The organism is Paenibacillus sp. J22P51, from assembly GCF_059692215.1.
This window is the reverse complement of the sequence record NZ_JCAUAZ010000017.1, coordinates 66,410-92,222: the sequence shown is the minus strand read 5'-3', so window position 1 is coordinate 92,222 and position 25,813 is coordinate 66,410. Positions and strand designations below refer to the sequence as shown.

Sequence of the window (25,813 nt, the reverse complement as noted above, 5' to 3'; positions counted from 1 at the left end):
TTTCTCCGTTTGTTTATACATAAATCGCTCTCTCACTAATATTATCGATCATCACATGAAGCGAAGTCGATAGATCAATCTCATAATGGGACTTTAGCTTCTCTCCTCGCTCGTTTTTAAGCACTCTGACGACTGGTCTAGATGGAATGTAAGCGTTTTGTCGACAGACAACGCCAATTTCCCCTGTGCTTAGCTTAACGCCTTGTCCAACCGGGAAAATGGCCACTTTATTTCGAAATTGCGTTACTTTCTTAATATCGTATAAGCTCCCTGCATTCGCATATAAAATTTCCAGCGCATAATGCGGCGCTATGGAATTCCGGTAAGCTCTTGGGTGAGTCATAGCATCATAAGAATCAAGCATACCGATCCAACGAGCAAATTCATGAATCTCCATGCCTTTGAGATTATAAGGATAACCGCTGCCGTCGATACGTTCATGATGCTGCAGTGCACAAATTGCAGTCAGCAACGGAATACCGACATCCTCCTTAAGCATATTAAAGCCTAATTCAGAATGTTTCTGAATCTCCATATATTCGCTCGGGGACAGCTGTGCACTACTTAATAGCAGCTTGGATGGGATTTGAATGTTACCCACATCGTGAAGCAGCGCTCCTAGTCCTAGCTCAATTAACTCCTTTTGTGAGTACCCATGAAGCATCCCAAGCTTAGTGGCATAGACACAAACATTGATAGCATTTTGGCAAAAATGTTGTTCCAACGTAGTTGCTGGTGCCATATTGAGAGTGGTAATGGAGACAAGATGCTGTCTTCCCTTACTCATATCATCAATCACTTTATACATCCCTTCGAATAGCAATCGCGAGATATCAGAAGAGTTCGTCGATCCCCCCAAGGTGGAGGTTGCGCTGAATTTGTTGAAAATCTTGGACAACACCATCCGCAGCAAAGATCGGGTTTCTTCATCGATCGATTCTTCTATGGGAATGTCTTCGGTTTCTCTATCTTCGATGTACAAGAAGTCAAGTCCCATTTGGACTAACTTTTTAATCATAGATTGTGTGAGTTCTACACGATGTCCAAGCATTACACGTCCGTGTTCGGACATAACGGCTTTACCAATCCGCATGCCCGGTTGGCATAGGGCCGTAGGAACTATAATCATGAACTCAACCTCCGCCGAAAGATACATTTTTATCTGTATTCTTACTAAGTATACGAAGTGGATCACGAAAAAACTGTCGAACACTGCAAGTAATGAAAAAAAATTAGGCAAGAGTTACTTTTATATTCAGGAGCCTAGTTCTTGTTACCATGCCAGCACTCTCTAAAGTCTTCTTTGAGGCCTCATTATAATACCAGCATCCGCTAATTGGCTTCATATTATGGGTATAACACCAAGATTTTAAATGGAGGATGATATTTCTCCCAATTCCTTGCTTTCGATACGCATCATTAGTAAACATGCCTATACTCGCTACGCCATTTAACATTTTACTTTTTTCAAGAACGCCAACTCCTAACAATATAGGACCTCTATAATAGGTGAAGAGCTCACCTTGCTCAATTCTTACTTCATGCTGATCAAGAAAATCACCACTCATCTTTTGGATGTTAACAAGATCCTCTAACACCGCTTTGCCAAAAACGTCGCCTTGTAAGGCATCATTCACTTGAATATTGACTTGACTATCTTGAAAAAAATAGGCTTGTTTGGTGATGGTAAATTCTCTGTCTAAAGCTAAGCTTAGAAACAATTCATCACAGGTTGGAATGAAAAGTGACTTCACAGAGAAACGTTCAATGACTTGGATAAATTGAGTTTGGGCGTGCTTAAGGTGTGACGGACGAATATAAAATTGGGTAAGTTTCTCCTGATTATGAATTGCAAAATATCCTACGAACTCCAATCCATCAAGGAACACGTAGAAAGTTGACTTGAGAATATGTTCTTCTAAGAACGAATCAAAAGGCGAGGACAATGAATTTAGATAATCTTGAATGAGATGATGTATGTCATTCATTTGGCACTTTTTTGTAATCAAAATAAATTCACCCTCTTAAGATACTTATGGACTTTTTCCCATCGTAAAATAAGTTCTATGCCATTTCAAAGGATTGTTTGATTATAGTTATACTAGAACAATTTTTAGCCAATTTTTCAATCTTTCCGCTTCCCCCATGGCTTAAATACCGAAAGCAAAAACATCAAAACTAATGAAATAATCTGTATTCCTATTCCGATGAATAGCGAAATCGTGTTTACGACGAATGCCCCTTGATTCGCGTTTTCTACCCCCACATCTGTCAGTAGAGAAATGCCTTGCAATGTCCATACGTACATGCCAATCGGCCCTAAGAGAATTGCAACCAAGCTTAGTACTTCTTTCGCTATGATCCAATTATATTTCAAGAACCCCCAGTGAGTCCTTAGGGATAGAAGTATACCTGTCACGATTGTCCCGACAACTGAAGCTCTTACAGAGGTTTCGGATAAAACATGCATGGCTTTATAACATGAAAGTACTAATCCCGAGTCGTTCGTGCTCACAGCTGTTATGCTCAATATGAGAAACGTCACACTTGTCCCCAGCATAATGGCTGAGAATATGATATGTAAGCTCAGAAGCCACTTTTTCTGTGTCATGGTTAAGATTTTCATGGTTCCATTATCTCCCCTGTTATCTACTTACCTCTAAGATAATCAATTGAAATTAACTACATCTAAACCAACTATTAAATATTCATAAAGTGGGCTTTCATTCTGCTTACCGATTCGGATGTCCAGCAAGGTTTAATTCGGGATCGTACAGCTTATGGTCCTCTAGAAATGACTTTAATTTCACACTATTAAAATGTACAGCAATAAACCCATTTTCTTTCGTAAAAATGAGCAACGTAGGATAATAGGTTTTAGATGAACTGATAAACATGACAACTTCTGTAACGGTTCCAGTGATCCAGTCCGATTTCATCTTGTAAGGCGGCGTAAGCGGAATTTTAATGGCTATTCCATCGTGTGGCTCGATATCGAATGATACTACGGTACCATTAATGGAAGACAGCCATTCTTTAACCTGGTTCTGCAACAGATTTGAGTTTGGGATGGTCTGCATGATTTCACCTTTACGAATATCAAACGCCTCTGCCCCATCAGATGCTCTAATTATTTGAACCAAAAGGCTACTACATGTAACCACAAGGAATAGAACGAGCTCTAACCTTTTAAACACTATAATCAACCTCCATTCGAAGGTACTATTCCCCATCAAATGGAAATCATATCTTCTCAGCGTTTTATCAGATGTTGTCCACGATCTAAAAAAATATAAAAGGAGATGCTTTGGCATCTCCTAAACTTCTACTCGTATTATGTGCATTCAATGAATGCTGAGACAAGCTATTCTACATTTAGAAAGTACAACCGAAACAATCATTCCAGCCACTGGAATCCAAAATAGATATGATTTTAGAAGTTTAACCAATTGAAAGTGTTGTTTATTGACCATTTTTTTGTGATCGTGATTCATTTGTAAGTCTGTTAAAGCGCCTGTAGCGTTGGCGGCATTGATATAATTTGATTCACCGCCGCTCCCGGAGAGAAATATCATTACGGTTATTACCATGAAGATTAAGGAACCCAAAAATATATAATCCGAAATTTGTTGCAACATGCTTGGCCCCCCTCTCATAGTTGAACTTATCAATATTATACATGAACTATGGAAATAATACCATTTTTACCCTTTTATTCAATCTACACCACGAGTCCGCTCGATTCGTCACATTTCTTATTATGGTTAAATATAACATATACAAAACGGGTGCTCCCCCCGACGATGGAAGGAACACCCGCCTCATGTTTCTGTCATACTAGATTAGGTCAGTAGTGTAAGGAGCGCTTGTTTGACCGACGACTCAACAGTGTGATCAAAGCTCGAAGCCATCGCAAAGTACAAGGTCGATTCGTGTGTCTCGTAGCCTCCCTCTGATAGCTGCTGCGCTGTCGGGATGTAGCCAAACATCCCATTCGTATAGGCGATTGGCAACACACTTCCATGAGTTATGCGCTTGATAAAAAGTCCGTAATCAACCACAACTTCGGCATTCATGCCGATCAACGAGAGACCCTCTGCAAGCTTCAGCACCGTGATCTCAAGCGGAATACTAGAAGACAAACTGTCCAATCGTTCCAGCATGATACGGCTCCACTCACCAAGAACGCCTGAAGTCAAGGTTGCTCTCTCCAGCTGATCTCTGTCCGGTAACGATGTCAGCGGCAGTTCGATTATTGTCTTGCTCCATTGCAGCCGATGGGTATGCAAAGAGCTCATCGGTTTTTCCAACATTCCGATCACACAGTCAGCGAATGCTTTGCCGATTTGCATGACGACCTCGTTATCTCCCCGGATGACCTGTTTTCCGTCACCCGGATTAATATCACCGCAAGTTCCCTGCAAGAAGGCGGCTATTGCGCCTTCGCCCAAATCTTGCTCCACGACCTCCATGGCAACGCCAACATATTCGGAAGATACGGCATTCTCCCGCGTTATGACAGGATGACAAGCATAGTGGACTAGCAGTCCTTTCGTCGCGCCGTCCTCTTTGACAAAACGAACAACGCGCAATTCAAGATCAACCGGTCCCGTATCCGGCGGTGATTTCACCACGCCGCGACGATTAATTCCGAGCAGCGAATCCCCGATGCCTTGCTCGATTCGAACTGGATCAACCTGCTGGAATGCCATTCCGACGGCTTCGATAACGCGATTTTCCATCGCCTCTACATAGCTTAAGTCCATCACACCTAAGTACGAAGTGAACAATCCACTCGTTTGCGGCCCTGAATGTGTATGGGTGCCGTGTAGTAGTATAGCATCCTCCGATATCCCGAATCGTTCGCGAATACGCCGTTTGATTGACGGCACTCGGTCGCTGCCCCACCATAGCAAATCCGCAGATATCAATATGGCACTTTCTTCTGCCGAGTCGCCGCTCTCCCTGTTGCAATCATCACTTGTCACAAAGACAAAAATACGAGCATACAATCTGTGAGAGATGCTCTCGTATGGGCCAAGCTCGCTGCGTACGGCAAAGCCAGCGAGCGGCACGGGAAAGTCGGGTGTAATGTCCACTTTACTTACCCCTAGTCGAAAAGTTGACTTCAAATTCGGCACCATAGTCACCATTCCCTTGTGCACGATATAAGTAAGAATCAGAACTTAATACGATTCCACTACTTTTCGGATGGCCGCCGCGATGTCATACATAGCTTGCTCATCGGCTAGCAGCACATTTTGGGTAAGCCATAGGACTTCTTTGTCACTGAGCCGTTCGCTAATTGGACAAGCATACGACCTGTCTTGCCCTGACAAGGCTTGCGTGGCTTTCACAATCGCTTCGTTTCGGTTAAGCGGTACGTAGCCGTAGCTAATCGGAATTCCTTCCGCGTTCACTTTTCGAATGAAGTCTGATTTGTCAATCCGATCTGTGGCCTCTGAGGCAATTCGAAACATATACAGATGATAAGCATGCCGTGTGATGCGTGGATCCGACTTCCCGACCGTTATACCCTCAATTTGGTTCAACAGCTCGGTTAGCAGCTTCGCATTCGTTTCCCTGCGCTGCATCTGCTCTTCCAAACGGCTCATTTGTGCAAGTACAATGGCTGCTTGCAGCTCGGTCATCCGGTAGTTCTGCCCGATGCGATCATGTTGGTACCAAGCCCCTGTTCGCGAGCGGCCGACATTGCAAAGCGACCAAGCGATGTCCGCAAACTCCTGATTATTAGTAAGAATGATGCCCCCTTCGCCACTGTTCAGGTTTTTGCTAGATTGCAAGCTGAACGTTCCGAAATCGCCGATCGCCCCTACACTTCGATCCTCCCAGCTCGCCCCAACAGCTTGAGCCGCATCTTCTATCACCCGAAGCTGATGTACCGCCGCTACTTCCTTGATCCGACTCATGTTAGCAGGAGCACCGGCTAAGTGAACCGGGATGACAGCCTTCGTCCTCGATGTGATGGCGTCAGCAATCTTCTCTGGATCGAGAAGAAGCGAATCTTCTTCAATATCTACAAAGACAGGAACAGCGCCATAGGCAATTGCTGCCGCAGCCGTGGCGATAAAAGTGTACGGCGGTACGATGACCTCATCGCCTGGTTTGACCCCGGCCGCTTGCAGCGCAACTGTTATCGCTACGGTGCCATTTACGACGCTGATCGCATGCGCCGCATCGTGAAGTTCCGCAAATCGACGCTCCATCTCGGGGAGCTTCGGTGAATACTCGGGCGTTAGGACGGTTCCCGTACCGCCCCATTTGCCAGATCGAATGACATCGAGTATAAGCTGCTCTTCCAATTGCCCGAATATCGGCCAAGCCGGGAATCCATCCGTCCGAACAGGTGCACCGCCATTCACAGCTAGTGCCAGCTTCTCCATGTCCTCACCCCATCCTTTATGAAACTTCAACATTCATATTCATAACGACTTTGCGGCATGGGATTCCAAACTGCATCGCATGCCCTTCATCAGGTAAGAATCCTTCAGAAGTCAGCATCGGCACCCAAACGACAAGTCCCGCAACGGCCTCGTCTGACTGCAGCTCAACATTTCCATCGTCATCGCACGCGGTAATACGAACCGATCTGCGTAACCGCGTCCAATCTTGAATTTGCTTCGACTTCCAGAACGTGAATCCCATCTCATTTGCTGTGTTCACCAGCATCCGAATGGCGTTCCGAACTTCCTCCCGAGTATAGATGTGAATCTGATGGAATAGAAAATGCGCTGCACCGTTCACCTGCTTTGCTTGCTGCAGAAACGGTTCAATCACCGTGTTGTCAGCTAGATGGCCCAGATCCAGATCCTGCGTTAGGAATCCAATCTCAAGCACATCGTAGAACCGATTCTTCTCGTCAAATAAGGCGATAGGAAAATAAGGATGACAGGTGCCAAATAAGAAGCCGACATTTCCCTTTTTGCTAGGGCCTCTCGTTTGATCGCTCAGAATCCCGTTCCGTTCAAGCCACTGAAACAGCTCGCCCCAACCTTCCACACGGGTGTAATGGTTTTTATTGGTCGTCACCTGTTCCTGGCCTATTGCTTGCTTTAACCAACTAACTTGACGATTAAACTCCGCTTCGTCCCATTTACCATTGTCTTTCTCCAGTGCATTATAATGAAAGGCGAACTCATGACCCGCTTGCTTCACTTGTTCATAAATAGGAGTACCGTAGCCAGGTTCAATCATGCACCAGGTTGTCTGAATTTGGCATTCCTCAAGCAGCTTGAGCGTAGCAACTGCATGCTCATCCTGATTGGCATCACTGTCATGGGAAATAGTCGCGATATGACGGATGCCATCAGGCCAATATCCGGTGAATGGCAGCGTCAAGTCCTTATCAAGTGCACATTGCAGCACATGCCTTAGGAGTGCTTCTCTCCAATAGTCCGCATAAGGCCATGGGAAGTAAGGGATACCTGTTTCCGTATGAACGCGGTCATATATCCAATCCAAAGCAATGCGATCATCCGCTTTTAAAATATCCTCATTGACGTTCGCACTCCCATCGGCAGCTGGTACACCATCGTCTAGAACAGGTCCCGTGCCTTGCTGCATGTGCACGATAGTAAGTGGGATATTGACGGTCCAGCGTTGAAGGCTTCCTTGCCCGATTTCAAACTTAAGAAGTGCAGGACCTAATTCCTGCCCATCAGGGCGCCCCTGTTTGATAATACCAGTAGACGCCCAAGAAACTTGACCAGCTGCTTTCCTACTAATCTCATCGGCTTCTATCCATGGGTTGGCAGACATAAATCGCAGCGAACCCGGCTGACCAGAATTTGTCGGGTTAATTTCTGCGTAGCCAGCGCCAGTTTCTCCTGTCTGGATGTACCCGAGTCGGATGGCCATGGCGTTTAACCCAGCATAGCTAATGATTGTGCCGCCTTGCTCCGCATATGACCATAACAGGGAAGTCTTCTCACTATTCTCTTGGGAGCAAGCGACAATGAGAATATCGAACTCCTGCAGACTCAACGCATCCAACTGGGATACCGCCTCATATGGCAATCCGACATGCTGCAATATTTCTTCCACATATTTCTCAAATACGTTAAGACCGTATGTCCATTTACGTTCAGCAGCTTCGCTTTCTACGAGCACACCGACTTTGGCCATCTTCATTTCGATTCCTCCATCCGCTGTCGGCTACACGTCTTCCAACCCCGACTCACTGTAATGAGCAGCCACTTTTCGAATACCTGCAATAATGTCATCAATATCTTGTTCACTGTAAAACTCGCTGACAGGCACTCGAATCGCATACTTCAGAATGTGTTCGGCCGTGGGACAGAGCCCTTCGCCATATGCGATATCTGTCAGGTCAAATGGATAGTGACTGCCTGTATACGCTTCCCGATTCAGAAACAAAGGCTGCATATACACCGGTCTTGGAATATATCCAGCGGAGCATTCGATGCCTTCAGCTTGAAGTGCCTCGGCAAATTCATCTCGTGTGCAGGAGAGAACGGCAGGTTCAATCGTAAACATGTAGAACCAATATGTGCACCGACCCTCTGTCGTCACTTTATGCGGATTGATACTTGGCATACCGTTGATGCCGGAAGATATGTTGTCACCGTACCGATTGCGTCTGTCACAAATCCAAGTCAGTTTCTTCAACTGCGCGACGCCAACGGCACCTTGAAGTTCTGTCATACGGTAGTTTGGGGCAAGCAAACGCATCTCTCGCTGCACCTGATTACCGAATCGGCTGTAATTTTTGTCCGCAAATGCATGCGTTCGTTGATAATCCGCCTCGACTTGCGAGTTCACAACAACAATACCGCCATCCCCCGTCGAAATGTGCTTGTAATCATTGGTGCTGAAGCAGCCATAATCCCCGATCGTTCCGACTAAGCGGCCTTTATAGTAAGTCATATAACTTTGAGCGCAGTCTTCAATGACGATCAATCCATGCTCGCGTGCCACCTCAAGGATCGGATCCATATCCGCAGGATTCCCGGCTAAATGGACGACGATGATCGCTTTCGTCCTCGGCGTAATCCGATCTTGAATCGTTTCCGCCGTCATGTTGTACGTTTGAGGATCCAAATCTGCGAATACTGGAATCGCATTCTGATACAAAATACCGATGATCGAGCCCGCGTCCGTGATCGGGCTTGTAATCACTTCATCTCCTGCGCTTATGCCAGCCGAACAGATGGCCACATGAAGCGCTCCCGTGCCCGATGAGGTGGCGACACTATGTTTTACGCCGTAAAGCGCATTAAATTGCTCAAGAAACTGCTTAACTTTGCGTCCGGAATGATAAAAAAGTGTATTTTGTTCAAGCGCTTCAACAAGCTCCTTGACCTCTTCCTCACCAAATCGTTTACCGCTTCCGAAAGGCGTTGTTTTAATTTTATTTCCACCGAGAATGGCCAACTTTTCTTGGTTCATGCCAAACCCTCTCTCGTGTTGATTTAGGAGTTAAATTATATATTTCAATAGGAATATTCAGATATGTAATCACAGCACGCCCCCGTGCTTCACCTAGATAACACGGGAGTCGTGTGTGAAAGCCTTACTACGATTTCATTGTTCTTACGGGTTCTCAGACTTAAAGACAACAGGCGTTTTAAACACTTGCGAAATCGTCTTCGCGTAGTTATCGAAAATTTCTTTCCCGTGATACGTGGTCATCAGTTCTTTCCGATATTTCGGCCAGTTGCTTGCGTCCTTCTCTTCAAAGAGTATCTTCACCATATACGCACGCATTTGCGTACGGAATGCGCCGATATCAAAGCCTGGAGGAGGAGCGACGTTCGTGCCGAGTACTGGATACTTATAGGTTTTCAGCTTTGCGATGATGGCTCGGTCATGGTCAGTTTCGCGTGGGTCGATAATTGTCAGACCAATTGGGCTCGGATCTTGAACGCCATAAGCGAAAATGGAGCCATACACATCGAAGAAATTGCCGTTAGCTGTATTATCTTTCGTTATCGCATCAGGAATTAAGGTAATCGTGTTGCCGTTTTTCGTATAATTGGTGCCCTCTTTCCCATAGTGCGACAGCAAGTAACCTTCAGGGCCTGCCAACCAATCCATGATTTCAATACTTTTCTTGATTTTTTCTGGAGGTGTTTTGGCGCCAAACAAGAATGGCACACCCGGCAATGCTGCATAGTTAACAGCATCAGGCATAATGTGGAACGGAACGAAATCCGCCGTTTTAACGCCGCTGATATCAATCGTCTTTTTCTTCACGCTCGTAGCTACGTTATCAAATGCAGCCGTACGCAGCAGGCTTTGGAAAATTCCTGCTTTCCCTGCTTCTACTTTTTCGAGCTCTTGCCCTGGTTTAGCTAGAAACCAGTCAGGGTCCACTATTTTTTGCGCTATTGTTGCACGAATATCATCGAGCACTTTCCCCGCCCGAATATCGGATTGCGGATCTACATATTCACCGTTCGCTTGATCATACCAGAGATCAATCCCTAGTCCATTTTTGTACCATTCTGGAAATTGTTTTGAAACGCCGATTCCATTTCCAAATGTGGTGAAACCGTAAGTGTCATTTTTACCATTGCCGTCCGGATCGTTGAACGTGAATGCTTTCATGACATTGATCATTTCGTCATAATTCGTCGGCACCTTCAGGCCAAGCTTATCCAGCCAGTCTTTTCGCACATAATAGGATTGGTAAAGCTGCTTTTCATAAGGGACAGGAGCACGCATAAAGACTTCTTGGACTTGGTAGCGTGAAATGATTTCAGGGGTTACCCACTTGTAGTAGTTGGGCATCGTTTGCGGGTTCACGTAGGGGGTCAGATCGGCGACAGCTCTATCAATAATAAATTGATTCGTTTGCGCGCCGTCGGCTTGGAACATATCAGGGGTTGCACCAGATGAAATTTTCAAATTAATTTTGGTCTTATGATCTTCACCAGGGACGCCGTACTCCATGTTTAGTTTGACGTTGAACTTCTGTTCAATAGCTTGGCGAATGTAGTCTTTATCAGGCGAAGGCAAAGACACATCGTTGGTCGGAACGAAAGTTAACCAGTTCAAAGTCATTGGCGGTGCTTTCGTAGCTGCCGCTGTTTCTGGAGCTGCTGAGGTGGATGAAGATGCGGATGGTGTAGCCGTAGAGTCGTCTTTCGAGCACCCACTTAACACAACCAAGCTGGCGATTACGCCGAATGCTACATTTTTACGCAAATTCATGCAAACGACCTCCCATTTGTACTCGAATTCATTCACAAGTCTAATCTGGTTAATTTTGTGACTGAAACGAAGCAAAACAAAGCATCACTCCCTTCATATCCGGTTGGTCGAACCATGTTACCCTTTGATGGATCCGACAAGCATTCCTTTTATGAAATATCTCTGAATAAACGGATAGATGGCCAATAAAGGCAATGTTGTTACGACAACGGTTGCCATTCGAATGGTGTCCGGCGGCAGTGTTTGAATAACAGAAGGATTCGTGTTCAACTCTTGGCTCACGCTAGACGTAACAATCATGTTGCGCAGAATGACTTGAATGGGATACAAATTTCGGTCCGACAGATATAAGATGGCATTAAAGTAAGAGTTCCATTGAATCACGCCATAGAATAAGGCAATCGTGACGATAATCGGCATAGATAAGGGGATAACGAGCTGAAATAACGTTCTAACATCCCCACATCCATCTACTTTTGCCGACTCTTCTACCTCCGTAGGGAAATTGATAAAGTAGGTGCGCATAATAAACATGTAGAACGGTGAGACGAGTGTCGGGATAATGAGTGACCATATTGAATTGATCAATCCCATGCCCTTCACCACTAGATAGGTAGGTACAATACCACCGCTAAAGAGCATGGTGAACACGATCGCTAGTAGAAAAAATCTTCCTCCGGGTACATCCTTCTTCGAGAGTGGATAGGCTAGACAAATCGTAACCAGAAGACTTAAGAATGTGCCAATGACCGTAATCGTAACGGATATCTTAAGCGCATCCGGCACAAGCTTGCTGCCGAAAATTGCTCGGTAGGCCTGCAGAGTCACTTGTTCCGGAAATAGGACGAATCCTCCGTTACGGATCAGTTCTTTGTAGGGAGTAATTGACTCAATGAACACAAAGTACAGTGGGAACACGGCAGATAAACAACAGATCGTAAGGAATACGTAAATGAACACATCTATTAAGCGATCAGATTTGGTCTTATGTACCGCATATGACACATGTTCCACCACCTATTAATAGATTCCCGAACCACCAAATTTCTTCGCGATTCGGTTAGCGGCAATCACAAGCACAAACCCAATGACTGATTTAAATACCCCCATTGCTGCAGGAACGCTAAAATCGCTCTGCTCAATGATTCGGCGGAATATCCACGTATCTAGAATATCTCCGACATTCGTTACTCGCGCATTGAGAAATACATAAATTTGATCGAATCCTGCATCGAGAATCGTGCCAAGCCGCAGAATTAGCAATAAGATGAACACCTCGCGGACGCCAGGCAGTGTAATATGCCAAATTTGCTTCCAGCGACCTGCCCCATCCACGACGGCAGCCTCATAGAGCTCAGGATTGATCGTTGCTAGAGCTGCAAGGAAGAAGATGGCGCCGAAGCCCGTATTCCGCCAAACATCGGTTAGAATAATGAGCGGCCGGAATAAGTCAGAGTTTGCGAGTACGTTCAGCTCCCCCCACCCCATATTTTGATAGAACGTCGTGACGAGCCCTGTACCGGGTGAGAAAAACGAATACACCAAACCGTATACGATAACCCATGATAAAAAGTAAGGTCCGTAAGTGATGGTCTGCACGATCTTTTTGAACCAAACAACGCGAATTTCATTGAGCAGCAAGGCGAGAATTAAATCAGGAAGTAGGTTAAATACGAGTCGGTATACGCTTATGAGGAGTGTGTTGGTCATGAGTCGAAGAAAATCAGGTGAGTTAAAGATGATTTCGAAATTGCGCCAACCGACCCAGGGACTATCCCAGATGCCTTTGGTGACGCTGTAATCTTTGAACGCGACGAGCAAGCCTGCCATGGGGACGTAACGGAAGATGAGAAAGTACAACAGACCTGGGGCCATTAACAGATAGAACCATCGGTATCGATATACTTTTCGAAAAACACGATTTGACTTTGTACTGGCGATGGAAGCCATATGGTCACCCCCCGTTTACAATCCCATTATAATTTATAAACCTCAAAAAATACAAGTGAAATACATGTTTAAATCATGTCTTTAAATCGACCAGAACCCTTGCTGAGCCTCACTTTTTCCCTGTTGTATATTTTCCAAATATTGTTTAGAATACATACAACTGCGCTAATAGGTGGCGATTATAATTATGAGAAAAAAGGACCAATATTGCTATTCTTCTTTGACCGATATTCTGCGGGAACAAATTCTTTCTGGCTTTATCAAGAAGGATGAGTTCCTCATGTCGGAAAACGAATTAAGCAAGTATTACGAGCTCAGCCGCAGCTCCGTACGGAAATCGCTCGACCTCCTGCTGAAGGAAGGGCTTGTTGTGAAAAAGGCCGGACTCGGCACCTTCGTCTCCCCTAACGTCACCGTTCGGAAATCGAAGCGGAAGGTACTGCGCATTCTGACAATTACACCCTCTTACTTTGTCGACCACTGCTTGCCGTTTATTTGCGAAACGTTCGAACAGCAACACCTCGATGTCGACATTAAATTGCTCAGTTTTCCCATCACCCAATTCTGGGAATCCTTACACAAGTGCATCGAAATGGGCATTCATCCGGACATTTGTATCATTACAGACGGGATCTTCCAAGAGCTTAAATCCATGGATGAATTCGTTACTTTAGATCGGATAATGGACAACGAATTGACGAGTATGTACCCAAAGCTGCTTGACGGATTTCGCAAGGACGGCCATATCAAAGCGATTCCTGTCACATTTTCAGGTATCTGTCTCGCCTACAATCCGCGAATGTTCGACAAATACAACATCGAATCGCCTCGTCAAGGGTGGAACAAAGATACATTTATTCAGACGGCTGGGCAACTGACTTTTGATACGAATCAAGACGGCATTATCGATAATTATGGCTTTTCGCTGCCATCTACGCTCAATCGCTGGAATGTGATCGCTATGCAGAACGGCGTTGACTTTAATAAGCCGAATAAGAAAGCGCTTCTGGATACGCTCACCTTCATGCACGATATGATCTATCATAAACGGAGTGCACTCATTTCCCATATGCAGCTGCATCGTATCGCTTTCCAAAGCGAGCAAGTCGCCATGATGTTGACGACGATTATTGAGCTTGCTGGGTTTGGCGACAAGCTGCCGTTTGAGCCTAAGTTCGCGCCGATGCCGTTCGGCGATTCATCCAAAACATTGCTCATCGCCAATGCGCTGATGGTTCATTCCGCGAGCACAGAGCGTGAGCTGGCGATCCAATTTCTACAAACGGCGTGCAACCCAGAAGTTCAAGCCAAAATTGGCCAATCGCGATTCCTGTCGGTGCTCAACCCGATTAATGAGCAGCTATGGGACCAGCACGATCTCGCGTCGCTCCATATCTCAGACGGTCAATTACATGACGCTTATTATCAACATGAAACGATCTCGGACAATCAAGTCATGCAAGAGGTAAACAATGAGATGATGCTCTACTGGGAAGGCATGGAGTCGGCCGAGCAATGCGCGAAACGGCTGCATAAGCTGCTTTCACCACGTAAGAAAGTGACAAGCAGATGAGAAAATAAGGGCCGCCTCAAAGTAGATATACCTACTTTTAGGCGGCCCTTTTCCCTATTTATTGCAATTCAAAAAGGGAAAATACTATAAAATGTGTGCCTTACTCATTTCATTCTAGCAGGATGCTACATATGCTAGTACTAGTAGGACAACCTGATAGTGGGAGGCGATGCGCGTGTTAAGCCCAGAAGATGCCAATACAATTATTGAGACCTTTTTAAGTCCGATGTGGTATTTCGTCACTTCCCAAGAGGATAAGGATGAAATTCACCGACTTGCCAATGCGTTAAGATTAGCTTCAGGTCAGTCTCAGAATTAAGATACTTACGACATCATGATTGAGGGGGAGGTTGCTGGTGCTGCAAGAAAAAGATGCTCTCAAAATCATAGAATCCTTTCTCCAACCGCGTTTGAAATTCGTTCAATCCCAACATGAGAAAGACGAGATTCTCCGACTAGCTGATGAGCTGCGTAAAGCTGTTGAGTATTCTCCTCTCTTACGTTTTTCCGTTGTCAGTGATATTCATATTCAGTACTGGGATACTCAAGCTCAGGGTAAATTGAGTGCTGCCTTAGAGGATTTATCTCAGTTATACCCGAGTTTAGATGCTTTAGTAATAAACGGAGATCTTGGCGACGGACGTTCCAATGACTATGCCATGTTAGCTTCCATTCTGCAGAAGCATCCGGTTCCGAAAAAAGTTTGTTATACAATGGGCAATCATGATTTTTATAAGGCTTATTACAACCTTGCTGGTGATTGGTCACCAAGTACATTTCCGAATGGCGAATCTGTCCAAGCCTCTATCGCACGATTTCTATCCTTCGCACAAATGCCCAGAGTTTATTACGATCATTGGATTCAAGGCTATCACTTCATTTTTCTTGGTTCTGAGCAATATCGTCAATCCGCTCCAGCGAATGGTGAAGATGCCTGGTTATCGCAGGCACAATTAAACTGGTTGCAAAGTAAACTCCAAGAAAACTATATCAGGAACAGACCGCTCTTCTTATTTCTGCATCAGCCTCTGCAAGGCACCGTTTCTGGCAGCCTGCCTCGCGGAGTCGTACAAAAAGATGAATTAAAACGGATCCTATCTCAATACCCGGAAGTCATATTTTTTACAGGTCACACGCACTGGGAATTGCGGTTGTCTGCTACGCTCTTTAAAGATATCTTCACGATGGTCAATAGTTCGTCTGTGAGTTACCCTTACGACAGCAACGACCAACTGATTCAAGGAAATCGTTCGGAAGGCTTGGTAATCGACGTATACGAGGATCGTGTCCATATTCGGGGACGAGATTTTCAAGGGCTAACGTGGATACCTGAGGCTGATTTTACGTTAAGATTTTAAGAAAATGGAAAAAAGACCAACCACATAGTGTAGTAATTGGTCTTTTTTTCCATTCCCCCATATCAGGATCTACTCCTAATCCGCCAGATTAAGGAAGATACAACAATCCCTAAACACATGCCAGATATAGGCGCAACCACTAAGATGCCGAGAATGTTCTGGCTAGTTGATAAAAGTAATTTCATCCCAGTTAATACGATCGAAATTAATAATGCGACGCTCCAAAATAATAACTTTTGTTTGATTGTCAGGATAGGCATATCCGTGGCAATTGACTGACTTTTATATAAACTATAAATAATGAAATTAAGAATAACCATTAGCCCAACAGCAGATAAGCTATATTGCAAAATTTTATACAACGGAAGATTAAAACCTATTACTTCGCTTAAAACCGGAAAATGAGAAACAAAAAAACCATGCTCATGTGTAAAGGCATCCGTTAATACGTGCGAAAGATATCCAATGAACACAGAAAATAAGAAGATGATCCAAGCTCTCAGCTTATTGAGTCTCCATTGGCCAGAACTATTGTAAGCTCTCTGGCTAAGATTAAATCGTGCTGGTAGATGTAAGGCGAGCGCTTCTTTGACCAAATAATGAAAGATAACGGCTACAAACAAACTTAACGGTATTACTTGTATAAGTAAACCTGAGAACGAGTGACCGATACTGCGATGTGGCTCTAAATACATAAAATATTCAAGATCAGGTCCCATGCTCCCGAGAATAAGTCCCGTTAAGCTTACATATTTCGGTAACGCATATTTCAATGGGAATGCATAAGCAGGATGAGCAAATGTAAATGGCATAGTCCAACTCCTACTTGGCTTCAATCGTAAATGTAAACTCTTTCGTCCAATCGAGATCAGGCACTAGCTTCACTTCGACGATTCCTGGTTTAACGATTTGGAAGGCTTGCTTGTAGGCATCCAGGTATTTAACGATGTTTGAATTCCCTTGACCACCATCGATAAATCCTAGCTCCCTAATTTCATTCAAGTCGATTCTGATCGTTTGCACGATGGTCCCCACTGGAACTGTATACCGAGTTTTTCCAATTTTCACATGGCCATCTGGTAGTATTGCATATTCAATACGAAGTGCTCCTGGAATCTTAGGAATTATATAAGGAATCAGCGTTAAGTGACCTTTCTTGACCACCCACTCCGAATATCGGACATCTCTTTTCTCGAGCATTCTTCCATTCTCAAGGAAAATGTCTCCCTTATACAGATCCTCTTTGTCAACCATTACGACAACGTTGCCATTTTGTTTGCTTAGGATGGTATACGTTAAATAGCCGCCGCTTCCCCTCCAACCCTTAAGTATGAGAACAGGTTGTCTTGCAGCTTTAAAATAACCCGATGTAATTCGGTAACTAATCGGTGCATCTTTGGATTTCCTGTATTCGGTTATCCATTGACCTGTTTGCATATCCTTATACTGTAAGCTGATATCTTCGGCTGTTTGTACGACTCGTTCTTCTGCGTTACCTCCACCAAAATTAACCTTTGTAATTTCCAATTCTTGCTGATTACTATTTAAAGATGTCGGCCGGACGAATCGAATCGTTCGCCTGTTATTTGATTGATTTTGACGTTCCAAAGCATCTCCTCCTTCAAGCATCCACGAAATAGGAACATTACATTCTATTCGAGGCTGGCTCTATTGGAGTCAACAAAAAAGACCTACCGATAAGCAGGCCTCATACTTATTCATCATATTCATATATTACCATATTATTGAAAACCGAGTGATATCTTCTTGTGATAATTCATTGCCCAACAAAACTTCCATTACCTCTAGATCGCTAACGGCCTTAATGCCATGTTTGATACCAGCTTGAATATGCAACACTTCTCCCGCGGAAAGCTTATACAGTTTGTCCTCCATTAGAATCTCCGCACTGCCTGCTAATATAGTTAGGCTTTCTTCTCGATTGAAATGCTGATGGTAACTCGTTTGTTTCCCTTGGGAAAGCTTCATTAGTTTAATCATACTTTCTTTCCCCGATTCATTCTGCCAATATTTCAAGACTTGGTAAGATCCCCATCTTTTTTCCACATACATAGGCATTTGTGACACTTCAGAGAGCCGTTCCTTGATGAGATGAGCTTTCTCCTTATTGGCAATCAATATGCCGTCTGAATTGGCCGCGACAATCAGATCCGAGACACCTATAATTTCAATGGGATAAGGAAGTTCATTAATAAGATGTGTATCAACGGAATCGTCGGATATTCGCCCTGTTCCAATAACATGATCCTCTAAATAAGGGGTCAGCGCCTTCCAGCTTCCCACATCATGCCATGTACCCTCATATCCCATAACCGCTATTTGCGGAGTGAGCTCAACGACTTCTCGATCAAAGCTAGTATTTGAAAGCTGTTTATACGTAGTCATCCAGCTCTCAACTTGGACCGGATGTCCCTTGTCCTTCAAATAGTCCAGTATGAACTTTAAGGGAAATGCAAATACACCGCAATTCCATAAAGCATCATGCTCGATCAAATGAGCAGCTGCTTGCACATTTGGCTTTTCTATGAAATGCCGAACAAATGCAAATTCATCATTTTCTTTCGGTTGAATGGGTACGATATAGCCAAATTGATCGGAGGGCATGGTCGGTTTTGTTCCAAGGAGAGCAAGATCAGCCTTAGAACGTGAAATAACATCGGGAAATCGATGAAGCAGTCCGAAAAACGCGGAATCTACATAAGTATCAACGGGGAGAATACATATCGTTTCATCTGGATCTACGTGCATGATCTCATGCAGATACGTAGCGGCTAAAGAGACGGCTGGAAACGTTCCTCTTTTATAAGGCTCACTTATGATAGGAATGTGCTCACCAACATAATTACGTGTAATCTCCACTTGACTGTGATGTGTAACGATACAGGCAGCTTGCAGTAAGCCCACCTCATCCAATTGTCTGCATATTCGCCCAATCATTGATTCTCTGACCCCATCTTTGGATTTCAAAAGCTTAAGAAACACCTTGGAGCGAATCTCGTTGGACAAAGGCCATAGCCTTTTTCCCGACCCTCCGCACAATAGCACAATTCGCAAGCCCAATTCTCCTTTCCTTGGGAACATCATGCTGTACCCTTATTTCTTCGTTTGCATGACTTTCTCAACCACATGCTTCATCAGCATCCCCGCACGCTCCCAAGTTAAGTGAAGGACATCGCGCCTTCCCTGTCGTCCCTTACGTTTGCATAATTCGGGATTCTCGTACGCTTTTCGCATGATTATTCTCAAACTAGCATGATCAGGTTCCGCCCATAGCTGCCCTTTCTCCGCAAACAGGTAACTGAATGATCGCGAAATGGCATGCCGGCTGTTCATACTAACTGTAGGGTTCTTCAACTGGTAGGGAATCAGGAACGAGTTATTGTGCGTAAGGAAATCCATTTGACCGCCCCAAGCTGTTGCAATAACGGGAATACCACTGGCTAACGCTTCAAGAAAAGGGAGTCCCACACCCTCGCCTCGCGAGGGAAGGACGAAGGCATCTGCCATTGTGTATAACCCTTTGAGCTGGCTTTCACGGAGTCGTCGACCCATAATAACAACAGGAGCCGTATCTTTGCGAATCCCCAATCTCTTTTTGTAATTCCAAATTTGTTGTTGAATCCACTTCTCATTCTCATAGGATGCATAGCCATTCGTTTTGATGACCAGAATGACGTTATCATTCGAGGAAAATTCTTCCCAGTATGCTCTTAGCAAGCCTTCTGGGTTCTTTCGGTGTTGGAAGCCGAAGACAGATAAGAAGGTAAACTTGCCAGCCGCACGCGGCATATTAAATTTTTTATTGTTCGGATGAAATTCCTGCGTATTTACACCATGAGGTACGATGTAAATCGGAACCATAACCCCGCTATTCTGAAGTGCCCGCTTATTATGCTGCGTAGGCACACAAACCGCGTCAAATTTGTTCATGTGAGATAGCCATTTATTAGGCGTTCTGCTTGTTTCCCAAACGGTATTTAAAATAATGGAATCGTATACGCTTCGCTCGCTACTCCACTGAATAAAGCTAGGTACATCGTGATAGATCAATACTTTTTTGCCTTTGATGGTACGAGATCTAGACCTCGATGTACCGATCCTAACGTCAACACCCATCCGTTTCAGTGAAGCCGCATACGTTCTACTTGCATGACCCAGACCGCTTTCCTTGTGTACGGGTCCCTTCCAAACAACAACATAGGGCTTCATGGTGACATCAGCTTGACGGATTTCACATATCCTTTGCGTTTGTGCAGGGAAATGGACCTATATCTTTTGGCTAGAGAAGACATCCTTGAAGCTGTAAGCCCAGAATTAGGAACATGCAAGTGGATATTCAATGCTGGTTTCAAGATCATCTTATTGGCCGAGGACGAATAGAGGAAATTACCATACGTTTCAAATTCAGAAAAGGCAAACTGCCTGGATTTATTCATGCTTTTCATAATCGCTGCATACCAGCTACTGTTGTGTTTGGACTCAATAAACTGTTTCAATTGCTTAACTTTAGCTTTTTCGAACAGCATGTAATGGGTAACGAAGGACAATCGGGATGCGCGATTTCTTCCCATCAATTTACGATAGGTATTGAAATATTCTCCTTGACTCCAGTTACGGCAATAAAACACCGTTTTGCCGCCAACTTTGAAGACATGTGGACGAATGAGTACGGTATCAGCATCAATGACCATATAGTACTTGGATGAGCACAAGGTATCTCCATTTAACTTAAGTAACTGCTGATAGAGCCATCCGGTCCGATCCCACGTCTTGGATTGATAATGGATGTCCTTTTTCGTAATGGGGAGAACTGTATCTTCATTAACGAAGCGACATCCTTTTCTCTCACATAGATCAAGAATGCGTTGTTTCACCGGAGCTACAATAATGATTTCACCTATCGGGTGCTTCACATATTTTCTTACGGAATCAATCACAAGGGGGAGAGTCCCCAGATCCTTCTCAATCGCTGGGATCAGCACATCAATTTGGGTGGAGTTCACTGGCTCCTTTTTAATTTGCATGAACATTTACTCATCTCCATTATTCAAACGTATGGATTATCATATGTCAGGAGAATGAAATGGCATGGGTGAAGAGGTATGATGATTGCATTAAAATAACTTAAAAAAGCCGCCAAGGAGAGGATCCCTGACAGCTAATACTACTTCAACCTATTTATTCCAAAAGCCCGCCTAACTCTGAAGCTTTGATTTCCGCATTCGTTTTATTCCCTGGCGTCAAACCAAGACGCTGTGTCATTTGCTGGCTAATGTTCCCAAGCCGCTGCGTGTGCTCTGTAGCAGATTGAATGATCGTCCGATTCGACTGTTCAAAGAGATCCAAGGCAGCGAAAAGATCGGTCATACCTCTTTCGATCGAGTCCATTTGTAAGCCTGGTTGTCCAAGCAGCTCATTCGTTCTTTGCGTAGTTTCCTTCAACAAGCGCGAATTGTCCTCGAACATTTTGTTCAATGTTGAGTTCGCGGAATTTACCGCTTCAATCGTCTGTACTTGATCTTCAATAGCCATCGAGATCATCGCAGAGACCGTCAGCAGGTTCTGTGTTTTGTCGATCGTCGCATCCACCGCATCAATGAGTTTATCGTTATTGTCATTGATGATGTCCGTTCCTGCAATCGCCTGTTGATATAGAATGACCATTTCCTGAAAGGACTGAATGCGCGTAACAACTTTGCGAAGGCCTCTCTCCAAATGCGTTTTACGATTTTCATTCTCGGGCTTGGCTATTTCGACCTCGAAAAGCTGCTTTAAATTCTCACCCATCGCGATTCGCATCTGCAAATTGTAGACGGACTCAATCGAATTTTTCTTCAGCGTTTTCATGTACGCCATGTTCTCTTCCAGCGTTTCTTTCCCATTTCGCAGGGATTGCACAATCGCATTTACGTTCGTTTTCACGGATTGATATTTATAGATATAATTCTTTAGAGGTGTCTTCTTCATCATTTTCTCAAAGAAACCAAGCTGCTTGCTCTTGCTTAACGAGTCAATTTCGCCGCGCAGCTTCAGAATATTGTTTTGGACCTCTGAGCGTTTCCCTGACATTAATTCATTCACGGGACGCTCTAGCATTGCTAACGATTGTCCAGCCTGCTCCATGGTTTTGGAGCCCATACGTCCGATAGAATCCATCAAGGTTTCTAACTCCATGGTATCGGTCGAAGAGACTTTCTCGAGTAATTGTTTCGCTTCTTGTTCAACTTTCTGCAAATCTGTTGACTTTAATTGCACCAATTGGGTTGTCACAGTTCCATGCCTCCTTAGTCTGTTGAACGATAACGTTGTTGGATCAGTTCCATGCGAGTCTGTAACTCAATTAAATCTTTCTGTTCAATGGTTTCTACATAATCCGAGAGCTTAGAGTTAATGTCCTTAATTCCTGTAAGAAGTAACCGACGATTCAATCGTTTGGCTTCTCCTCCCAGCTTCAGAAACGGGTTAATCGCACCATTGAGGTCCTTGAAGATCAATCGCTGTATGTTATGATTCATGTTTGCATCGTTTAATTCTTTCAGCTGTGGAATCAGTCTGCCTACCCTAGCTAGCAAGCTTAGCGTTTTCTCCACAATCTCGTCATCTAACGTATTCTTCTGTCCCTCCGAGATCATCGTTTCTTCAATCACATGGATATATTCCGCAATTGGATCCCAGAAAGGATCACTTTCATCTTTGGGCGCAGCTTCCATATCAGGAGTAGAAATCCGCGTAGTTGGTGCATTAGGGGTAGTATCGTTAAGCGGAACGGGATTTGTTGTCCCTTTTAAAGCTATAGAAGTTCGGCTCAGTACAAGAATACTTCCGATCGATAAAGCCGTTGGTACTAATAAATTAATGGACTCTGGTAAAAAAGTAGCGGTTATAAGACTTGCAACATATCCTGCAACGGAGATGCCTGCAGCGACTTTGAATTGCTTATGCATAATACCTTCACACCCCTGTTCCTTTCGTGTTACCCCTTAAAATCATATATCCACTTGCGATTGATGTCAATTTGTTACAGTAAAATGATATTCTTGAAAGAGACTTGTCGTTATGTGTCACTAAGTACCATCACCTGTTTTCATGCCAAAAAGCCAGCATACGCAATATTACGTCTACTGGCTTGGCTGTATTGGTTGGTTTCCAAGCTTTACTTATTATAAAATAGGACGAATGAATTTGGTCAAATTACTTTTCGTTAGATTAATTGTGAGATTAAATATATGGAAGTCCCCCACATAATCAGGGCGGAAGCTTTATTTAGAAAAGTTATAAATGTTCTAGATTTATCTAGTTTCCCAACTTGTCTTCCTACTAACGCAAGCGCCAAAAACCATATCCATGAGACCAATATACACGCCACGGCAAATACTAGTTTTTCTTTCCCAACATAATGGATAGAGCTTGTTCCTATGACACCAATTGTATCCAAGATCGCATGCGGGTTTAATAAAGAAACGGAGGCAGCAAATGCGATTTGCTTCTTGGGCGATAATGCTTTTTCTTCGGATTGGCTTGAGGCAGGTTTACTCTTCCATGTTACGAACCCCATATAAATAAGGAACAATATACCCAGTAAAAACAGAACAGTTTTAACCATAGGCAGCGTAACTATAATCACCGATATACCCAAAATAGCCAAAGAAATGAGCACTGTATCACATAGTGATGCGGTAATAACGACTGGCAGCGCCCGAATAAATCTCGGTTGTGTCACACCTTGATTAAATACAAATACATTCTGAACGCCTAACGGCAAAATGAGACCTGCTGATAAAAGAATTCCTTGAAAGATGGCCGAAAGCATGATGTTTTTCTCCTATCTACAAATCGTTAACTACTAATAAGCACTAAGAACTTCATCAATCGTACGTCGGGATATGGCGGCGAGCCCAGGGTTCTTGTCGATGTAGTATGCGTAAGCAATCAATCCAAAGGAAAGTGCCCACCCGCATCCACGAGTCCAAGTGGCTTCGTCGATCGTTAGCGTTGTACGGAACAACTCTCGGCTTTCCGCTGAGAGGTACGTCCAAGCGACCATAATGTCGCAGGCAGGATCACCAACGCCTAACGTACCGAAGTCGATTACCGCGCTTAGTCGCCCCTGCTCTACTAATAAATTACCCGGATGAAGGTCTCCGTGGATCCAAACGGGCTTGCCCTGCCAAACAGGTGCCTGCAGGGCCTGTTCCCAAGCAGCAGTTGCCACATCTGTATCGATCATGTTGATCAAGCTTGCTATGGCCTGCCGGACAGATGCATCTCGCAAAGCCAAAGGCTCACCTCTGCCAGAATTGTGAGAACCAGGCATGGGACCATCCGTCGAATCAATTTGTTGGATGGCGTTAATGAATTGCGCAAGGACTGTTGCTGCTTGGAGTTGGTTGGCGATTGGTGCGATCGCTGCGTTCTCACCTCCGAGCCACCGATAGACGGACCAGTGCCACGGGTATCCTTCAGCGGGTACCCCCATCGCAAGCGGTACAGGGATAGATACGGGTACAAGCGGTGCTAGCATAGGCAGCCACCGTTGCTCTTTCTCCACTTGCCCGATGGCCCAATCCGCACGTGGTAATCGTACCGCCATGTCTTCGCCAAGACGAAAGATGGCATTGTCTGTTCCTGCCGAGTCAACCGGCTGTAGTCGCAGGTGTGCCCATTGTGGAAATTGTGAAGCGATCAACTGTTGTACGAGTCTTAAGTTGATCTCTATTTCATTAACTTGGCTCACTAGCACACTTCCTTCCGGCAAATACAAGCTCCATGTGTAATTACCTCAACATTTATCCATCAATGACGACCTTTGTCACTAATTTCTCCGTGCCAAACTCATATCCTGCAAACCATATATTAACTTGATTACCAACCTTAATTTCAGTAACATCTACTTTTTTTCCTTTTTTCCACACTTGGGCAAACGGAAGCACTCTATGTTTCACCCCATCAACTTCAATGATGCGCTCCACGTTCACGCCCTCGCCTTTTGTGACTAATCCTGTGAGTTTACCGCTTGCATCACCGATTCCTTTGTCCTGTGCGATTATTTGGAGGCGCAGCCCAGTAGTTTGGCTAGGGTAACTCGATAACATGATTCCCTCACCCCACATGTTGACGGTTGAACCGATTTGAACGTCACTCGGTTGAATCTTCTTCCCTTCAAACTCAATGTGTGCATCATCTGACATACCGTACCACGCGGCACTTGGCATTTTCTTTTCTTGATCAATGAATTTATCGCTGGAAACGACTAAAAACCTTCCCTTTTCGTCAATTGCTGTGATTTTCCCACTCATTCCGGATTGCTCATCAATCGTATAGACCTCTATCTGTAACGGAAACTCGACGCCAATCTCCTCATAGATAGCTTGTTTTAGCTTGGCTTTCTCTGCATCCGACAGCGTTTTGGCATGTTCGCCTACGCGGCGCACCTCCAGAAAGGCTTCTTTGTCAGTGCTATAAGAGGATTGCGGCTTCACTTGGTGTTTTTCAAATACTGCCGCTAAAGTGGCGAGTTGATTCGCATATTTTTGTAAATCTTCTTGAGAAACAGATTTCATCCTTTTAGGTGTCTGTTGGAGCTGAGCAGCTCCTTCGTTACGATCTTCTACATTTCGCTCACCGCAACCGGCTAAAAGGACCCCAACAAGAATCGTACATAGCATCGTAGGTAACCAATATCCCTTTTTCCACATGAAATACACCTTCTTTCTTC

Annotated in this window: 25 protein-coding genes; 3 read left to right on the top strand and 22 right to left on the bottom strand. The window is 44.4% G+C overall.

Annotation, left to right across the window (positions count from 1 at the left end):
* Positions 1-13 precede the first annotated feature (13 nt).
* The 12 genes from AC58QC_RS25995 to AC58QC_RS25940 all read right to left on the bottom strand — a co-directional run bounded on the left by AC58QC_RS25995 (position 14) and on the right by AC58QC_RS25940 (position 13,146).
* Positions 14-1,129, bottom strand: a complete 1,116-nt coding sequence (locus AC58QC_RS25995; RefSeq protein ID WP_497417951.1) for an HD-GYP domain-containing protein — start codon at positions 1,127-1,129, stop codon at positions 14-16.
* A 103-nt stretch (positions 1,130-1,232) separates the two neighbouring features.
* On the bottom strand, positions 1,233-2,009 hold the full coding sequence (locus tag AC58QC_RS25990) for a GNAT family N-acetyltransferase (RefSeq protein WP_497417950.1): 777 nt from the start codon (positions 2,007-2,009) through the stop codon (positions 1,233-1,235).
* 116 nt (positions 2,010-2,125) lie between these two features.
* On the bottom strand, positions 2,126-2,626 hold the full coding sequence (locus tag AC58QC_RS25985) for a hypothetical protein (protein ID WP_497417949.1): 501 nt from the start codon (positions 2,624-2,626) through the stop codon (positions 2,126-2,128).
* A 106-nt stretch (positions 2,627-2,732) separates the two neighbouring features.
* Positions 2,733-3,197 carry a hypothetical protein gene (locus AC58QC_RS25980; RefSeq protein WP_497417948.1) on the bottom strand — a complete coding sequence of 155 codons (465 nt, stop codon included), beginning with the start codon at positions 3,195-3,197 and terminating at the stop codon, positions 2,733-2,735.
* A 147-nt stretch (positions 3,198-3,344) separates the two neighbouring features.
* On the bottom strand, positions 3,345-3,638 hold the full coding sequence (locus AC58QC_RS25975) for a hypothetical protein (RefSeq protein WP_497417947.1): 294 nt from the start codon (positions 3,636-3,638) through the stop codon (positions 3,345-3,347).
* Positions 3,639-3,842: 204 nt separating this feature from the next.
* Positions 3,843-5,144, bottom strand: a complete 1,302-nt coding sequence (locus AC58QC_RS25970; RefSeq protein WP_497417946.1) for a neutral/alkaline non-lysosomal ceramidase N-terminal domain-containing protein — start codon at positions 5,142-5,144, stop codon at positions 3,843-3,845.
* Between the two features lie 42 nt (positions 5,145-5,186).
* Positions 5,187-6,404, bottom strand: coding sequence for a DegT/DnrJ/EryC1/StrS family aminotransferase (locus AC58QC_RS25965; RefSeq protein ID WP_497417945.1), 1,218 nt, complete (start codon positions 6,402-6,404; stop codon positions 5,187-5,189).
* Between the two features lie 16 nt (positions 6,405-6,420).
* Positions 6,421-8,151, bottom strand: a complete 1,731-nt coding sequence (locus AC58QC_RS25960; protein WP_497417944.1) for a polysaccharide deacetylase family protein — start codon at positions 8,149-8,151, stop codon at positions 6,421-6,423.
* Between the two features lie 24 nt (positions 8,152-8,175).
* Complete coding sequence (locus AC58QC_RS25955) at positions 8,176-9,429, bottom strand: DegT/DnrJ/EryC1/StrS family aminotransferase (RefSeq protein ID WP_497417943.1); 1,254 nt, start codon at positions 9,427-9,429, stop codon at positions 8,176-8,178.
* A 144-nt stretch (positions 9,430-9,573) separates the two neighbouring features.
* The gene (locus tag AC58QC_RS25950) at positions 9,574-11,196 is read right to left on the bottom strand and encodes a type 2 periplasmic-binding domain-containing protein (protein WP_497417942.1); all 1,623 of its coding nucleotides are present in this window, start codon (positions 11,194-11,196) and stop codon (positions 9,574-9,576) included.
* Positions 11,197-11,313: 117 nt separating this feature from the next.
* A complete protein-coding gene (locus tag AC58QC_RS25945; protein WP_497417941.1) occupies positions 11,314-12,201 on the bottom strand; it encodes a carbohydrate ABC transporter permease in 888 nt (295 codons plus the stop codon).
* Positions 12,202-12,216: 15 nt separating this feature from the next.
* Positions 12,217-13,146 (bottom strand): ABC transporter permease, encoded by a 930-nt coding sequence (locus tag AC58QC_RS25940; protein WP_497417940.1) that lies wholly within the window; start codon positions 13,144-13,146, stop codon positions 12,217-12,219.
* 187 nt (positions 13,147-13,333) lie between these two features.
* On the opposite strand from AC58QC_RS25940, the gene AC58QC_RS25935 reads away from it, so the two are divergent.
* From AC58QC_RS25935 to AC58QC_RS25925, 3 genes are all read left to right on the top strand, one after another.
* On the top strand, positions 13,334-14,719 hold the full coding sequence (locus AC58QC_RS25935; RefSeq protein ID WP_497417939.1) for an extracellular solute-binding protein: 1,386 nt from the start codon (positions 13,334-13,336) through the stop codon (positions 14,717-14,719).
* A gap of 175 nt (positions 14,720-14,894) precedes the next feature.
* Complete coding sequence (locus AC58QC_RS25930) at positions 14,895-15,038, top strand: hypothetical protein (protein ID WP_497417938.1); 144 nt, start codon at positions 14,895-14,897, stop codon at positions 15,036-15,038.
* A 37-nt stretch (positions 15,039-15,075) separates the two neighbouring features.
* Positions 15,076-16,077: a metallophosphoesterase family protein gene (locus AC58QC_RS25925; RefSeq protein WP_497417937.1), complete on the top strand. Its 1,002-nt coding sequence runs from the start codon at positions 15,076-15,078 to the stop codon at positions 16,075-16,077.
* 62 nt (positions 16,078-16,139) lie between these two features.
* On the opposite strand, the gene AC58QC_RS25920 is transcribed toward AC58QC_RS25925, so the two are convergent.
* The 10 genes from AC58QC_RS25920 to AC58QC_RS25875 all read right to left on the bottom strand — a co-directional run bounded on the left by AC58QC_RS25920 (position 16,140) and on the right by AC58QC_RS25875 (position 25,793).
* Complete coding sequence (locus AC58QC_RS25920; RefSeq protein WP_497417936.1) at positions 16,140-16,889, bottom strand: DUF4184 family protein; 750 nt, start codon at positions 16,887-16,889, stop codon at positions 16,140-16,142.
* Positions 16,890-16,899: 10 nt separating this feature from the next.
* On the bottom strand, positions 16,900-17,685 hold the full coding sequence (locus AC58QC_RS25915) for a hypothetical protein (RefSeq protein WP_497417935.1): 786 nt from the start codon (positions 17,683-17,685) through the stop codon (positions 16,900-16,902).
* Positions 17,686-17,811: 126 nt separating this feature from the next.
* Positions 17,812-19,143 carry a sugar phosphate nucleotidyltransferase gene (locus AC58QC_RS25910; RefSeq protein ID WP_497417979.1) on the bottom strand — a complete coding sequence of 444 codons (1,332 nt, stop codon included), beginning with the start codon at positions 19,141-19,143 and terminating at the stop codon, positions 17,812-17,814.
* Between the two features lie 48 nt (positions 19,144-19,191).
* The gene (locus AC58QC_RS25905; protein ID WP_497417934.1) at positions 19,192-20,307 is read right to left on the bottom strand and encodes a glycosyltransferase family 4 protein; all 1,116 of its coding nucleotides are present in this window, start codon (positions 20,305-20,307) and stop codon (positions 19,192-19,194) included.
* The gene (locus tag AC58QC_RS25900; RefSeq protein WP_497417933.1) at positions 20,304-21,122 is read right to left on the bottom strand and encodes a DUF6492 family protein; all 819 of its coding nucleotides are present in this window, start codon (positions 21,120-21,122) and stop codon (positions 20,304-20,306) included. Before AC58QC_RS25900 ends, AC58QC_RS25905 begins: the two co-directional genes overlap by 4 nt.
* Before the next feature lie 154 nt (positions 21,123-21,276).
* A complete protein-coding gene (locus AC58QC_RS25895) occupies positions 21,277-22,368 on the bottom strand; it encodes a toxic anion resistance protein (RefSeq protein ID WP_497417932.1) in 1,092 nt (363 codons plus the stop codon).
* 14 nt (positions 22,369-22,382) lie between these two features.
* Positions 22,383-23,042 (bottom strand): hypothetical protein, encoded by a 660-nt coding sequence (locus AC58QC_RS25890; protein WP_497417931.1) that lies wholly within the window; start codon positions 23,040-23,042, stop codon positions 22,383-22,385.
* Positions 23,043-23,299: 257 nt separating this feature from the next.
* Positions 23,300-23,908 carry a LysE/ArgO family amino acid transporter gene (locus AC58QC_RS25885; RefSeq protein WP_497417930.1) on the bottom strand — a complete coding sequence of 203 codons (609 nt, stop codon included), beginning with the start codon at positions 23,906-23,908 and terminating at the stop codon, positions 23,300-23,302.
* Positions 23,909-23,941: 33 nt separating this feature from the next.
* Positions 23,942-24,832 carry an aminoglycoside phosphotransferase family protein gene (locus tag AC58QC_RS25880; protein WP_497417929.1) on the bottom strand — a complete coding sequence of 297 codons (891 nt, stop codon included), beginning with the start codon at positions 24,830-24,832 and terminating at the stop codon, positions 23,942-23,944.
* 52 nt (positions 24,833-24,884) lie between these two features.
* A complete protein-coding gene (locus AC58QC_RS25875) occupies positions 24,885-25,793 on the bottom strand; it encodes a DUF3221 domain-containing protein (RefSeq protein WP_497417928.1) in 909 nt (302 codons plus the stop codon).
* Positions 25,794-25,813 lie beyond the last annotated feature (20 nt).